Raw genomic sequence first — 14,105 nt, 5'->3', positions numbered from 1 at the left:
TGAGATGCGCAAAACCGTCCGACCAACAAAAACGGGGCTCGGTGAGAGCCCCGTTTTCTGCCTTCGCGCCGCCGTCAACGTATTTCTACGATGCGGCGACGAGGAGGCGAACCACGCAGTACTAATTTCGCAATTAGGCTGCAACGGCGGCTTTCACCTGCTTCACGATCGCAGCAAAAGCAGCCTTGTCGAACACAGCCATGTCAGCCAGAACCTTGCGGTCGAGTTCGATCGAAGCCTTCTTCAGGCCGTTGATGAACACGCTGTAGGTCATGTCGTGCTGACGCACCGCCGCGTTGATACGCGTGATCCACAGTGCGCGGAACACACGCTTCTTGTTGCGGCGATCGCGGTAGGCGTACTGGCCTGCGCGCATGACCGCCTGCTTGGCGATGCGATAGACGTTATTGCGACGGCCGCGGTAACCCTTGGCCAGACGGATGATCTTCTTGTGACGGGCCCGTGCGGTAACCCCACGTTTTACTCGAGGCATGTTGCTCTCCTTAAGTTAGATGAGGTTAGGCGAACGGCAGCATTGCGCGGACGGAGTTCAGATCGGAATCATGAACGGCCGTGGCGCCACGCAGATGGCGTTTGTTCTTGGTGGTTTTCTTGGTAAGAATGTGGCGCTTGAAGGCCTGACCGCGCTTGACGGTACCGCCCGGACGCACCACGAAGCGCTTTGCAGCACTCTTCTTGGTCTTCATCTTCGGCATGAAACAACTCCAGTTTATTAGATGGTCATGGGTGTGCGGATGATCCGCCGATACTGCCCGCGAACCCCTTCCCGCCCTTCGAAACCCACGCTCCACTTGTGTGCGAACGGTTCGGTGAAGAACCGCCGCTTTTCATGACCGGCGTCACCGAAATGACGCCGGCCTGAAACCGCCGGCAATGCCGCGCCGACCGCCTTTCGACGGCGCGCGATCCATCGCCCTACTGCTGTTCGGTTACTTGCCCTTCTTCTTCGGGGCAAGCACCATGATCATCTGACGCCCTTCCATCTTCGGCATCTGCTCGACCTGGCCATATTCGTCCAGATCGGACTTCAGGCGCTCGAGCATACGCATGCCGATTTCCTGGTGCGCCATTTCGCGACCGCGGAAACGCAACGTGATTTTCGTCTTGTCGCCGTCTTCGAGGAAGCGCGTGAGGTTGCGCAGCTTGACGTTGTAGTCACCGTCATCCGTGCCGGGGCGGAATTTGACTTCCTTCACCTGCACGATCTTCTGCTTCAACTTCGCTTCGTGCTGCTTCTTCGCTTCCGAATACTTGAACTTGCCGTAATCCATCAAACGGCAGACAGGCGGCGAAGCCTGCGGCGCGATTTCGACGAGATCCACGTCGAGTTGCTCCGATTGACGGAACGCCTCGGCCAGTTTCACGATTCCGAGCGGCTCGTTGTCCACTCCGACCAAACGCACTTCCGGCGCGGTAATCTCACCATTGATGCGATGTGACGACTTATCAGTAGCGATGTTACGTTTCCTCTAAAAATGAAAAAACAAGCCGCGCTGCGAGTGACTTACTTGAACGCCCGCACTTCCTGCTGCAGACGTTCGAGGAATGCGTCGACCGGCATCACGCCCAGATCGACACCGCCACGAGCACGCACGGCTACGGTTTGTGCATCACGCTCCTTGTCGCCGACGACCAGCAAATACGGCACCTTTTGCAGCGTGTGCTCGCGTATTTTATAGCTAATCTTCTCATTGCGCAAATCGGACTCTACTCTAAGCCCTTGTTTTTGCAACGATTGAGCCAGATTTCCGGCATATTCGGCCTGACTTTCAGCAATATTCAGCACAACGGCCTGGATCGGCGCGAGCCACGGCGGCATTGCGCCGGCATGATGCTCGATCAGAATGCCGAGGAAACGCTCCATTGATCCGACGATTGCGCGATGAAGCATCACCGGACGGCGGCGGCTGTTGTCTTCCGCCACGTACTCCGCGCCGAGACGCTCCGGCAGCACCATGTCGAGCTGCAGCGTGCCGCATTGCCACGAGCGGCCGAGCGCATCCTTGATGTGATACTCGATCTTCGGACCGTAAAACGCGCCCTCGCCCGCGAGCTCTTCCCACTGCAGGCCGCACGCGATCAGCGCTTCGCGCAGGCCCTGCTCCGCGCGATCCCAGGTTTCATCGGTGCCGGCGCGCTGTTCCGGACGCAGCGACAGCTTGATGTCGATGTGATCGAAGCCGAAATCCTTATACACGCTCATCGCGAGCGTGTTGAACGCGATCGATTCCGCGATGAACTGATCTTCGGTACAGAAGATATGTGCATCGTCCTGAACGAAGCCCCGCACGCGCATCAGACCGTGCAGCGCGCCCGACGGCTCGTTGCGATGGCACGAACCGAACTCCGCGTAACGCAGCGGCAAGTCGCGGTACGAGCGCAAGCCGTGATTGAACACCTGGACGTGGCCCGGGCAGTTCATCGGCTTGATCGCGTAGTCGCGCTTTTCCGACTCGGTCGTGAACATGTTTTCACGATAGTTCTGCCAGTGCCCCGATGCTTCCCACAGCGAACGGTCCATCACCATGGGAGTCTTGATTTCGAGATAGCCGGCTTCGTTCACGCGGCGACGCATGTACTGCTCGACCTGCTGCCATAGCGACCAGCCCTTCGGATGCCAGAACACCATGCCCGGCGCTTCGTCCTGCAGATGGAACAGGTCGAGCTGCTTGCCGAGCTTTCGGTGATCGCGCTTCTCGGCTTCTTCCAGCATGTGGAGGTACTGCTCCTGGTCTTCCTTCTTGGTCCACGCGGTGCCGTAGATGCGCTGCAGTTGCTCGTTCTTCGAATCGCCGCGCCAGTACGCGCCCGCGACTTTCATCAGCTTGAAAACCTTGAGCTTGCCGGTGGACGGCACGTGCGGGCCTCGGCACAGGTCGATGAAATTGCCGTGCGCGTAAAGCCGGATCTCGTCGCTTTCCGGAATCGATTCGATGATCTCGGCCTTGTACGCCTCGCCGATGCTCTTGAAGTACTCGACGGCCTCGTTGCGCGAGACGACGCGGCGCGACACCGGCTCGTCCTTCTTCGCGAGCTCCTGCATGCGCTTCTCGATCTTTTCGAGATCTTCGGGCGTGAACGGACGGCTGTACGAGAAATCGTAGTAGAAGCCGTTGTCGATGACCGGCCCGATGGTTACTTGCGCCTCGGGGAACAGATCCTTCACGGCATAGGCCAGCAAGTGCGCGGTCGAGTGACGCACGACATCGACGCCTTCCGGGTCTTTGTCGGTGACGATCGCGAGCGACGAATCCTTGTCGATCAGAAACGAAGTGTCGACGAGTTCGCCGTTGAGCTTGCCGGCGAGCGCCGCCTTGGCGAGGCCCGCGCCGATCGATGCCGCAACTTCCGCGACGGTCACCGGGTGGTCGTATTGTCGGACCGACCCATCAGGCAAACGTACCGAAACCATATCGTTCTCCAAGACGCCGGCACATGCCGGGCGATTCGATTAAGCATTGCCACGCGATTTCGTTTTGAAAATCGCAAGACAAAAAAAATGCGGCCCCGCTATCGAGGGGCCGCATTCACTTTTCACACATACCGCGAAACAATTTGGCAGAAGGCGAATATGGTCCTCGACTAGCGTCGCTCCGAAGTTGTTTCGGTCAACGTTCGACGTGCCATGTTTTTTCGCCTTTTGCGCTGCGCGCTTCTTGCGGTTTGAAACCCCGCGAACCGAAGTCCGCTGGATTTCGTTTTCGTTGGTAGGCTCGATTGGACTCGAACCAACGACCCCCACCATGTCAAGGTGGTGCTCTAACCAGCTGAGCTACGAGCCTGAAAGAAGTGAGATTATATGGAGTGTTTCAGATGTTGGCAAGTGCTTATCTTCAGAAAAATCGAAAATATTCGCCAATCCGTTCAATCCCTTCTAAATGCTACGCGCGACGCGAAGCGCGAATCACGCCCTGCACTTCGCCGAGCAGCGTGCATGCGCGTTGAATCTGCGCTGCACTCGACACTTCCACGGTGAACTGCATATACGCGACATTCCTGCGGCTCTGGCTCTTCACGCCGATCACGTTGATCTTCTCGCGCGCGAACACTTCGGAGATGTCGCGCAGCAAGCCCTGGCGATCCGCCGATTCAACCGAAAGGTCCACCGGATAAACGGACGAGCCACGACCGTTCATCACCTCGGCGGACCAAGTCGTGTGCAGCACGCGTTCGGGCGAGCGCTCGGCCATGCGCTTGAACGTTTCGCAATCGGTGCGGTGGACCGACATGCCTTTGCCGCGCGTGACGAATCCCGCGATCGGATCGGGTGGCGCCGGGCGGCAGCAACGCGCGAGTTGCGTGAGCAGCGCATCGACACCGACGACGAGCACGCCCGTCGACGCTCCGTGCGCCACGCTTTGCCCGCTGCTGCGCTTCTCGAACTGCTCGGGCGCTTCGGGTTCGGGCTCGGGCGGCGGCGCATCGGAGAGCGCCTGCTCGATGTTGCGCAGACTGAACTCGTCCTTCGCGACGAGTGCGTAAAGCTCCTCGGGCGCCTTGAAGCCGAGTTTGGCCGCGAGTTGTTCGAGACTGACCGACGTCTTTCCCTCGCGCTGCAAGGTCTTCTCGACGATGCTCCGTCCGGCCGCGATGTTCTCCGCCGCATCCGCCGCGAGGAACCACGAGCGCACTTTCTGCCGCGCGCGGGCGCTATGCAGATAGCCGAGCTGCGGATTGAGCCAGTCGCGCGACGGACCGCCCTCCTTCACCGCGACGATCTCGACCGTCTGTCCGTTTTGCAGCGGCGTGTTGAGCGGCACCATCGCGCCATCGACGCGAGCGCCCCGACAACGATGTCCGAGCTCGCTGTGCAGGTGATATGCGAAATCGACGGCTGTCGCGCCTTGCGGCAACGCGATCACGCGCGCCTGCGGCGTCAGCACGTAGATATGGTCGTCGTCGAGCGTCGCGTCGCGCAGATGCTGCCAGCCGGGATGCTCGCCTTCGACGTCGTCCTTCCACGCGAGAAGCTGACGCAACCATGCGATCTTCTCGTCGTATTTCTCGCTCGCGGTCACCTGCCCCGCATAGCCACGCGCACCCGCTTCCTTGTACCGCCAGTGCGCGGCCACGCCGTACTCGGCGAACTGATGCATCTCGTACGTGCGAATCTGGACTTCGAATGCGCGCCCGTCGTCGCCGATCACGACCGTATGCAGCGACTTGTAGCCGTTGGGCTTGGGACGCGAGATGTAATCGTCGAACTCACGCGGCACCGGCTGCCACAGGTTGTGCACGATGCCGAGCACGGTGTAGCAATCCTTGATGTCGCCGACGATCACGCGAAATGCGCGCACGTCGTTCAGTTCGGCGAAATCCAGCTGCTTGCCGCGCATCTTCTTCCAAATGCTGTAGATGTGCTTCGGCCGTCCGCTGACGTCCGCCTTGATGTGCGCGGTTTCCAGTTCCTTCTGCAGACGAGCGATGGCCTCGGTCACATAGGTCTCGCGCTCGACGCGCTTCTCGTCGAGCAGCTTCGCGATGCGTTTGTACGTGACCGGATCTTCGAAGCGAAACGACAGGTCTTCGAGTTCCCACTTCAGTTGCCAGATGCCGAGCCGGTTGGCGAGCGGCGCGTAAATCTCCAGCGTCTCGCGCGGCACGTCGGGCGACGGTTCGATCTTGTGCGCGGCGTAGTAGCGCAGCGTCTGCACGCGCGAGGCGAGCCGGATCAGCACCACGCGAATGTCCTGCGCGAACGCAAGCAACATCTTGCGCAACGCTTCGACCTGCGCACGGCGCGCGGCCTGCGCGTCGCGCGTGTTTTCAGGCAGTTCCGCGAGCGTCGCGCGCGAGCTGACCGAACCAAGCCGCAACAGCTTGCGCACATCGCCGACGAGCCGCTGCACTTCCGGGCCGAAGCGCTCCGCGATCACCTTCTCCGGATCGTCGAGATGCGGCGCCAGCACGAAGAGCGCCGCGGCGGCGACCGCGTGCGAATCGACGTTGAGCGTCTGCATGATGCGCGCGGTGCCGGCAGCGTGGTCCGCGAGCAGTTCGCCCGTCGAGACGCGCGCGTCCTTCGCGTGCTCGCGCACGAACGCGAGCGCGTCGTCGATGGACGGCTCGGGCAACGTTTCGGTGGGGACGGCGGTCTCGGTCATTCGGGCGATGCCAATACTTCAGACGACTCGATTCAGTTGCGCTGTGCGGCGATCACGACGATTTCCACGAGGCACGCCGGATTGGCGAGCTTCGCCTCGACGGTGGCGCGGGGCGGCGTGTTGCCTTCCGCGACCCACGAGTCCCACACGGCGTTCATGCCGGGGAAATGGATCATGTCCGAGATATAGATCTGCACCGACAGCAAGTGCGACTTGTCGCTGTTCGCCTCTTCGAGCAGGCGGTCGATGTGACCGAGCACTTCGCGCGTCTGACCGGTGATGTCCTGGTCCGTGTCCTCGGCGATCTGGCCGGCGAGATACACCGTGCCGTTGTGGATCGCGGTTTCGGAAAGGCGCGGCCCGACGTGATGACGAATGACTGCCATTGTTTGTTCCTGATCGGTGATGGTGAGAAAAGAAGCGCAAGCGGCGCGCAAGCACCTTATGTTCAGCCCAATATTATGCCCCGCTCGCGTCATCGCCGAGAAAGAACCCCCTGGCGATGGCGATTTGATCTTCGACAAGAAACGCCGGCGCGTGACCCGCGCCCGGGATCTCGGCGCTCGTCACGGCCTGACCTTTCTCGACCATTTGCGCGACCGTCTCGCGCGACAGCAAATCCGAGCTCTCGCCGCGCACGACGAGCACCGGCGTCCTGATCGACGCGAGCGAGCGCCAAAGAAACGCCTCGCCGGCCGCATTCTGCTCATCGGTGGCCGACGTGAACGGCGTCGCGATGCCCGGGTCGTAGCGAAAGCCCCACGCACCGTCGCGCTCGTGCAGGAGCGGCGTGTTGATGCCCGCCCACTCCTCGTCGGTCAGCGGCCCGAACGACGACGCGAGCGCCGCCGCGTGCCGCACGCCTTCGTCGAGCGATGCGAAACGCGCCGGCTTGCCGAGATACTCGCCGATACGCTGCAGCGCGACCGGTTCGATATGCGGCCCGACATCGTTGAGCAGCATCTTTCGGATCGGCGTGTTCGGCAAGCCGCCGAGCGCCATGCCGATGAGACCGCCCATCGACGTGCCGAACCAGTCCACCGTCTCGACGTTCAACCGCGCGATCAGCGTGACCACGTCCGCGACATACTGCGGCACGCCGTAGTAACGCGGATCCGCGAGCCAGTCGGACAGTCCTCGCCCGACCACGTCCGGACACACCACGCGATAGTCCCGCGCGAACGCTTGCGCGAGCTTGTCGAAGTCGCGTCCCGAGCGCGTCAGGCCGTGCACGCACAGCAGCACGCGCGGATTGGCCGGATCGCCCCACTCCGTATAGGCGACGCGATGCAGACCCGCCGGGCTCGCGCATTGCACGAAGCGCTGGCGCGGCTCGCTCAGATCGGAATGCACGGCTTCGGCGACGATGGATGCGGTCATGGAGAGGTCCTCGTGGAAGTGTCGAAACGATTGTAAAGCGCATCTCACCGGATCGAGCGGGCCTATGCCGAACGGACGACCCCTTCCCGCGTGCACAGATGCGGGCGAAACCCGCAAAAGCAAAGCGGGCGAAGCTCCGAAAGCTTCGCCCGCCCGTGTTCGCGCTCACGCCGAGAGAACCGGCGGTCGTGTCACGCCGCTATCACTTCACGCTCGTGACATCGAGCGGCGCGCCCGTCTTCTTCTGAATTTCCTCGACCGTCACGCCGTCGGCCAGCTCGACGAGCTTGAGGCCATTGTCGGTGACGTCGATCACGCCGAGATCGGTGATGATGCGATCCACGACGCCCACGCCCGTCAGCGGCAGCGAGCACTCTTCGAGGATCTTGTGCTGGTCGCCCTTCGCGACGTGTTCCATCAGCACGACGACTTTCTTCACGCCGGCGACGAGGTCCATCGCGCCGCCCATGCCCTTGATCATCTTGCCGGGGATCATCCAGTTGGCCAGATCGCCCTTCTTGCTGATCTGCATTGCGCCGAGGATCGCCAGGTTGATGTGGCCGCCGCGGATCATCGCGAACGAATCCGCCGACGAAAAGATCGACGAGCCCGGCAGCGTCGTCACGGTCTGCTTGCCGGCGTTGATGAGATCGGCGTCGACTTCGTCTTCATACGGCGACGGCCCGATGCCGAGCAGACCGTTTTCCGACTGCAGCCACACTTCCATGCCGTCCGGAACGTGATTGGCGACGAGCGTCGGCAAGCCGATACCCAGGTTCACGTAGAAGCCGTCCTGCAGTTCCTGCGCCGCGCGCGCGGCCATCTGGTCACGAGTCCAAGCCATGATTACTCTCCTTTCGCGCGGACGATGCGCTGTTCGATGCGCTTTTCCGGCTGCGCATTCAGCACGAGGCGCTGCACGTAGATGCCGGGCAGATGGATCGCGTCCGGATCGAGTTCGCCCGTCTCGACGATTTCTTCCACTTCGGCCACGGTGATCTTGCCGGCCATCGCGCACATCGGGTTGAAGTTGCGCGCGGTGCGCCGGAAGATCAGGTTGCCGGATTTATCGGCCTTCCATGCCTTGACGAGACCGACGTCTGCCGTGAGCGAATGCTCGAGCACGTAATGGTTCTCGCCGAACTGGCGCGTTTCCTTGCCTTCCGCGATCACCGTGCCGAAACCGGTGTTCGTGAAGAACGCCGGAATGCCCGCGCCGCCCGCGCGCAGCTTCTCGGCGAGCGTGCCCTGCGGCGTAAATTCGAGCTCGAGTTCGCCGGCGAGGTATTGGCGCTCGAACTCCTTGTTTTCGCCGACGTACGACGAAATCATCTTCTTGATCTGGCGCGTCTCGAGCAAGAGACCGAGGCCAAAGCCGTCGACGCCCGCGTTATTGCTGATGCAGGTGATGCCCTTGACGCCCGTATCGCGCAGCGCGGCGATGAGCGCTTCGGGAATGCCGCACAGCCCGAAACCGCCGACGGCGAACGTCTGCCCGTCCTTGACGATGTCCTCGAGCGCGGCTTTCGCGCTGGGATAGACCTTGTTCATCTGTGTGTCCCTTCCATGTTGAAACCAACTGAAAATCGGTTTTTTGATGCCGCCGATGCACTGTTCGAGCGCATCGCGCGGCCTTTTGACGTGGCACAAGCGTACTTTGTGCCGATGATCCGGCACAATACGCAAAAATACATAAGTCTTTGCCCGCGCGCGTTGGTTCCCGGCGCTTTTCGCCGCGATACGCAAGGCGCCGCGCGCCCGATCTCACATGCGTGCACTGGATTATCAAACCGCGTTTCAACTTGCGCCCGTCGGGCTCGTGCTTTCGCGCGAGCGCACCATCGAAGACTGCAACGAGCAGCTTTGCGCGATCTTCGGTTCCACGCGCGAGGCGCTCATCGGCAAGTCGTTCGAGGTGCTGTATCCCTCGCCGGACGAGTTCGCGCGCATCGGCGAGCGCATCGCCGCGCATATCAGCAAGGAAGGCACGTACAGCGACGACCGCATCATGAAGCGCAAGAACGGCGAACTGTTCTGGTGTCACGTCACCGGCCGCGCGCTCGACCGGACCGCGCCTCACGCGGCGGGCGTCTGGACATTCGAGGACTTGAGCGCGACGCGGCGGGTCGCGATCGAATTGACGCCGCGCGAGCGCGAGATCGCCGCGCAGCTCGTGACGGGCAAGACGAGCAAGCAGATCGGCCGCGTGCTCGATATCAGCCCGCGGACGGTTGATATCTACCGCGCGCGGCTCATGAGAAAGTACGACACGGGCAATGCGACCGAACTGCTGCAACGGCTGCTCGGCACCTGACCTGCGCGCTTTACGGCGCGACGGGCGCGGCGGTCTCGATGATCTGCCGCAACATGTCCGGCAGCGGCACGGACTTGCCCGCCGCGTAGTCGATCCAGACGATTTTCGCCGCGCCGCGCGCATACAGTGCGGCGGGTTCATCGGCGCGATACAGCTCGAAGCGCGTATCGAGACTGCTGCGCCCCGGCTTGCCGACGGACATGCGCCCGATCACGTCGCCGGGATACTGAAGCTGCTTCAGAAACTCCATCGACGCGTTTACGATCACCGGCCCTTGCCCGTCGCCATTGCCGCCGACGAGACCGATCTCTTCGAACCACGAGATACGCACCTGCTCCATGTAGCGGAAATAGACGGTGTTATTGACATGCCCGAAGGCGTCCATGTCGCCCCAGCGGATCGGCATGGAAAGTTCGAAGACGGTGTGGAAATCGTTATGCGTGGTCATTGCGTGCGCTAAAAAGTTCAAAGCGAAAAACCGTCGTCCGCCGAGATGACCGAGCCGTTCATGAACTGCGATTCGTCGGCGGCGAGCAGCAGCAAAAGACCGTCGAGATCGTTTGGCGAGCCCACGCGGCGGCGCGGCAGCAACGAAATGAGCTTTTGCCCCTGCTCGGTCTTCCAGTGGTGGTGGTTGATCTCGGTATCGATATAACCCGGGCAGATCGCGTTGACGTTGATGCCGTGTCGGCCCCATTCGAGCGCCATCGCCTTTGTCATCTGCACGACGGCGGCCTTGCTCATCGAGTAGAGGCCGATCTGCGGAAACACCCGCAAGCCTGCCACCGACGCCACGTTGATGATGCGATAGGCCGGCTTGGCCGCGCTGTTGCTATTGCCGCGCATGATCATGCGCTTGGCGACCTCTTGCGCGACGAAAAACGCGCCGCGCACGTTCGTGCCGAACACGAATTCGTAGTCCGCGGGCGTGACCTCCGTCAGCTTTTGCGTGGTCGACACGCCCGAGTTATTCACGAGGATGTCGATGGTACCCGCTTCGGTCTCCGCATGCGCGATCGCCGCTTTGATGCTCTGGTAATCGGTGACGTCGAGCGAAACGACGTGCGCGGCGCCGCCCGACGCCTCGATTTCGGCGCGCAGCTCCTTCAGGCGCTCCGTGCGCCGGCTGGCGAGCACCACTTTGGCGCCCGCCTGCGACAGCACTTGCGCGAAACGCTTGCCCAAACCGCTGGACGCGCCGGTAATCAGCGCGACCTTGCCTTCCAGGTTGATCGAACGGCCCATTGTGCTTCCCTTTTTATGGTTGGCTCAGCCCGGGCAGGCACGCGGCGCGCCGATGCGGGCAATAAGCGTCAACACCGATAGCGCGGGTGTCGTGAATAATAGTACGATCGTGCTAAATTAGCGAGCTTTGGTTGCGGCCCGCTTCACCTTCCCTGAAAATACGCGATCCCGAAAGGGCATTCTAACGGCACATAGGAGCATTGATGACCCCGGCGAGCCTCATCGAGCAATACGGTCCCCGCGAATCGATGGAATACGACGTCGTGATCGTCGGCGGCGGACCAGCCGGTTTGTCGGCGGCCATCCGGTTGAAGCAACTGGCGGAAGAAAAAGGCGTCGAGATCGGCGTGTGCGTCCTGGAGAAAGGCTCCGAGATCGGCGCGCACATCCTGTCCGGCGCGGTCATGGATCCGCGCGGCCTGTCCGAGCTCATTCCCGACTGGAAGGAAAAAGGCGCGCCGCTCGACGTCGAAGTGACCGAAGACCGGTTCCTGTTCCTGTCGCAAAACGACGCGAAGCAGGTGCCGAACTGGCTTCTCCCCGACAATTTCAAGAATCACGGCAATTACGTCATATCGCTCGCCAACGTCACGCGCTGGCTCGGCCAGCAGGCCGAGGCCGTGGGCGTCGAGATCTTCCCGGGCTTTCCGGCCGCCGAAGTCTTGTATGCGGACGACGGCTCGGTGCGCGGCGTCGTCACCGGCAACATGGGTGTCGGCAAGGACGGCGAGCCGACGGAGAATTTTCAGCTCGGCATGGAACTGCACGCGAAATACACGCTTTTCTGCGAAGGCGCGCGCGGGCATCTGGGCCGTCAGCTCATCGAGAAATTCAAGCTCAACAAGAATGCCGATCCGCAGGTGTACGGCATCGGCATCAAGGAATTGTGGGAAATCGACCCGGTCAAGCACAAGCCCGGTCTCGTGATCCACACGGCCGGCTGGCCGCTGGAACCCGACACCTACGGCGGTTCGTTCCTCTACCACATGGACAACAATCAGGTGGTGGTCGGCTTCGTCGTCGGGCTCGGGTATTCGAATCCGTATCTGTCGCCATTCGAGGAATTCCAGCGCTACAAGACGCATCCGTCGATCCGCGCGTTCCTCGAAGGCGGCAAGCGCATTTCCTACGGCGCGCGCGCGATCACAGCCGGCGGCCTGATGTCGCTGCCGAAGCTCGCGTTTCCGGGCGGCGCGCTTGCCGGCGACGACGCGGGTTTCCTCAACGCATCGCGCATCAAGGGCAGCCACGCGGCGATCAAGTCCGGCAAGATGGCCGCCGAAGCCGCGTTCGAAGCCGTTCAGGCGGGCCGCCAGAACGACGAACTCACGGCCTATCCCGAAGCGTTCGACAGCTCGTGGCTCAAGACCGAACTCTACCGCGCGCGCAACTTCAAGCAGTGGATGAGCAAGGGTCTGTACCTCGGCACGTTCATGGTCGGTCTGGAGCAAAAGGTGATGGGCGGCAACGTGCCGTGGACGCTGCATCATCAGCACTGGGATCACGAGATGCTGAAGCCGGCGTCGCAATGCAAGCCGATCGTCTATCCGAAGCCGGACGGCAAGCTCACATTCGACCGTCTCTCGTCGGTGTTCATCTCGAACACGAACCACGAAGAGAATCAGCCCCCGCATCTGACGCTCAAGGATCCGAGCGTGCCGGTCAACGTGAACCTGCGCACGTATGCCGGTCCTGAAAGCCGCTACTGCCCCGCCGCCGTGTACGAGTTCGTCAAGTCGGACGACGGCAACGAGCGCCTGCAGATCAACGCGCAGAACTGCGTGCATTGCAAGACCTGCGACATCAAGGATCCGACGCAGAACATCGTCTGGGTTACGCCGGAAGGCGGCGGCGGGCCGAACTATCCGAACATGTGAGGTCTGAAACGACAAAGGGCGCCAAATCGGCGCCCTTTTCTTTTATTTCGACGGCGCTTGAGCCGCGATCTTCGGCGTTCCGACGACCACATCGCCGCATTGCGCACGATGCCGCAGCGCGTGATCCATCAGCACCAGCGCGAGCAGCGCTTCGGCGATCGGCGTCGCGCGGATGCCGACGCACGGATCGTGACGGCCGAAGGTCTCGACCGTCGCACTGGCGCCGTCCTTGTCGATCGACTGACGCGGCGTGCGGATGCTCGACGTCGGCTTGATGGCGATCGACACCGTGATGTCCTGCCCGCTCGAAATGCCGCCGAGGATGCCGCCCGCATTGTTCGTCGCGAAGCCTTCGGGCGTCATTTCGTCGCCGTGCTGCGAGCCGCGTTGCGCGACGCTCGCGAAGCCCGCGCCGATCTCGACGGCCTTCACGGCGTTCAGGCCCATCATCGCGTGGGCGATATCGGCGTCCAGGCGATCGTAAAGCGGCTCGCCGAGACCGACCGGCACGCCCGTCGCGACGACTTCGATGCGCGCACCGACCGAATCGCCGTCGCGACGCAGGTTGTCCATGTATTCCTCGAGCTGCGGCACGATTGCTTCGTTCGCCGAGAAAAACGGATTCTCGGGCACGTGGCGCCAGTCGACGAACGGAATGTCGATTTCCCCGAGCGCGCTCATGCGGCCGTGCGTTTCGAGACCGAACTTCTCACGCAACCACTTCTTCGCAACCGCGCCGGCGGCGACGGTCGGCGCGGTCAGACGCGCCGATGACCGGCCACCGCCGCGATAGTCGCGCACGCCGTACTTCTGCCAATAGGTGTAGTCCGCGTGACCAGGACGGAAGGTCTGCGCGATGTTGCCGTAGTCCTTGCTGCGCTGATCGGTATTGCGGATCAGGAGCGCGATCGGCGTGCCGGTCGTCACGCCCTCGAACACGCCGGAAAGAATCTCGACCTGATCCGCTTCCTGCCGCTGCGTGACGTGACGCGACGTGCCGGGGCGGCGCCGGTCGAGTTCGATCTGAATATCGGCTTCGCTGAGCGCCATGCCCGGCGGGCAACCATCGATCACGCAGCCGATCGCCGGACCGTGCGACTCGCCGAAATTCGTGACGGTGAAGAGCGTGCCAAGGGTATTGCCGGACATGAGCGTCGACCTGAG

At 62.1% G+C, this 14,105-nt stretch carries 14 protein-coding genes and 1 tRNA gene; 2 read left to right on the top strand and 13 right to left on the bottom strand.

The window, feature by feature from the left end; genetic code table 11:
• Positions 1-133: 133 nt before the first annotated feature.
• From rplT to NCS67_RS04915, 10 genes are all read right to left on the bottom strand, one after another.
• Positions 134-493 (bottom strand): 50S ribosomal protein L20, encoded by a 360-nt coding sequence (rplT, locus tag NCS67_RS04960; RefSeq protein ID WP_008350196.1) that lies wholly within the window; start codon positions 491-493, stop codon positions 134-136.
• A gap of 25 nt (positions 494-518) precedes the next feature.
• Positions 519-716, bottom strand: coding sequence for a 50S ribosomal protein L35 (rpmI, locus tag NCS67_RS04955; protein WP_004191477.1), 198 nt, complete (start codon positions 714-716; stop codon positions 519-521).
• Between the two features lie 234 nt (positions 717-950).
• Positions 951-1,478 carry a translation initiation factor IF-3 gene (infC, locus tag NCS67_RS04950; RefSeq protein ID WP_075583511.1) on the bottom strand — a complete coding sequence of 176 codons (528 nt, stop codon included), beginning with the start codon at positions 1,476-1,478 and terminating at the stop codon, positions 951-953.
• A gap of 47 nt (positions 1,479-1,525) precedes the next feature.
• A complete protein-coding gene (gene thrS / locus NCS67_RS04945; protein ID WP_250434515.1) occupies positions 1,526-3,433 on the bottom strand; it encodes a threonine--tRNA ligase in 1,908 nt (635 codons plus the stop codon).
• 293 nt (positions 3,434-3,726) lie between these two features.
• Positions 3,727-3,803 (bottom strand) — tRNA-Val (locus NCS67_RS04940).
• A gap of 99 nt (positions 3,804-3,902) precedes the next feature.
• Positions 3,903-6,125: a RelA/SpoT family protein gene (locus NCS67_RS04935; RefSeq protein WP_034472050.1), complete on the bottom strand. Its 2,223-nt coding sequence runs from the start codon at positions 6,123-6,125 to the stop codon at positions 3,903-3,905.
• Between the two features lie 32 nt (positions 6,126-6,157).
• Positions 6,158-6,511: a RidA family protein gene (locus tag NCS67_RS04930; RefSeq protein ID WP_008350311.1), complete on the bottom strand. Its 354-nt coding sequence runs from the start codon at positions 6,509-6,511 to the stop codon at positions 6,158-6,160.
• A gap of 73 nt (positions 6,512-6,584) precedes the next feature.
• Positions 6,585-7,505 (bottom strand): alpha/beta fold hydrolase, encoded by a 921-nt coding sequence (locus tag NCS67_RS04925; protein WP_250434512.1) that lies wholly within the window; start codon positions 7,503-7,505, stop codon positions 6,585-6,587.
• Between the two features lie 202 nt (positions 7,506-7,707).
• Positions 7,708-8,349, bottom strand: coding sequence for a CoA transferase subunit B (locus tag NCS67_RS04920; RefSeq protein ID WP_008350316.1), 642 nt, complete (start codon positions 8,347-8,349; stop codon positions 7,708-7,710).
• Between the two features lie 2 nt (positions 8,350-8,351).
• Positions 8,352-9,056: a CoA transferase subunit A gene (locus NCS67_RS04915; protein ID WP_008350318.1), complete on the bottom strand. Its 705-nt coding sequence runs from the start codon at positions 9,054-9,056 to the stop codon at positions 8,352-8,354.
• A gap of 217 nt (positions 9,057-9,273) precedes the next feature.
• On the opposite strand from NCS67_RS04915, the gene NCS67_RS04910 reads away from it, so the two are divergent.
• Positions 9,274-9,819 (top strand): LuxR C-terminal-related transcriptional regulator, encoded by a 546-nt coding sequence (locus NCS67_RS04910; RefSeq protein ID WP_008350321.1) that lies wholly within the window; start codon positions 9,274-9,276, stop codon positions 9,817-9,819.
• Between the two features lie 10 nt (positions 9,820-9,829).
• On the opposite strand, the gene NCS67_RS04905 is transcribed toward NCS67_RS04910, so the two are convergent.
• Both NCS67_RS04905 and NCS67_RS04900 read right to left on the bottom strand, forming a co-directional pair.
• Positions 9,830-10,267: an acyl-CoA thioesterase gene (locus tag NCS67_RS04905; RefSeq protein WP_008350323.1), complete on the bottom strand. Its 438-nt coding sequence runs from the start codon at positions 10,265-10,267 to the stop codon at positions 9,830-9,832.
• Between the two features lie 17 nt (positions 10,268-10,284).
• A complete protein-coding gene (locus tag NCS67_RS04900; RefSeq protein ID WP_008350325.1) occupies positions 10,285-11,064 on the bottom strand; it encodes an SDR family oxidoreductase in 780 nt (259 codons plus the stop codon).
• 203 nt (positions 11,065-11,267) lie between these two features.
• Here NCS67_RS04900 and NCS67_RS04895 point away from each other — a divergent pair, with 203 nt between their 5' ends.
• Positions 11,268-12,941: an electron transfer flavoprotein-ubiquinone oxidoreductase gene (locus tag NCS67_RS04895; RefSeq protein ID WP_008350326.1), complete on the top strand. Its 1,674-nt coding sequence runs from the start codon at positions 11,268-11,270 to the stop codon at positions 12,939-12,941.
• 42 nt (positions 12,942-12,983) lie between these two features.
• Here NCS67_RS04895 and aroC read toward each other — a convergent pair whose 3' ends face one another.
• The gene (gene aroC, locus NCS67_RS04890; protein ID WP_034472056.1) at positions 12,984-14,090 is read right to left on the bottom strand and encodes a chorismate synthase; all 1,107 of its coding nucleotides are present in this window, start codon (positions 14,088-14,090) and stop codon (positions 12,984-12,986) included.
• Between the last annotated feature and the right edge of the window lie 15 nt (positions 14,091-14,105).

Source organism: Caballeronia sp. ATUFL_F2_KS9A (assembly GCF_023630765.1).
In the GTDB taxonomy this organism is placed as follows: domain Bacteria; phylum Pseudomonadota; class Gammaproteobacteria; order Burkholderiales; family Burkholderiaceae; genus Caballeronia; species Caballeronia zhejiangensis.
The sequence above is the reverse complement of the archived record's forward strand: the minus strand, read 5'-3'. Positions and strand labels throughout refer to the sequence as shown.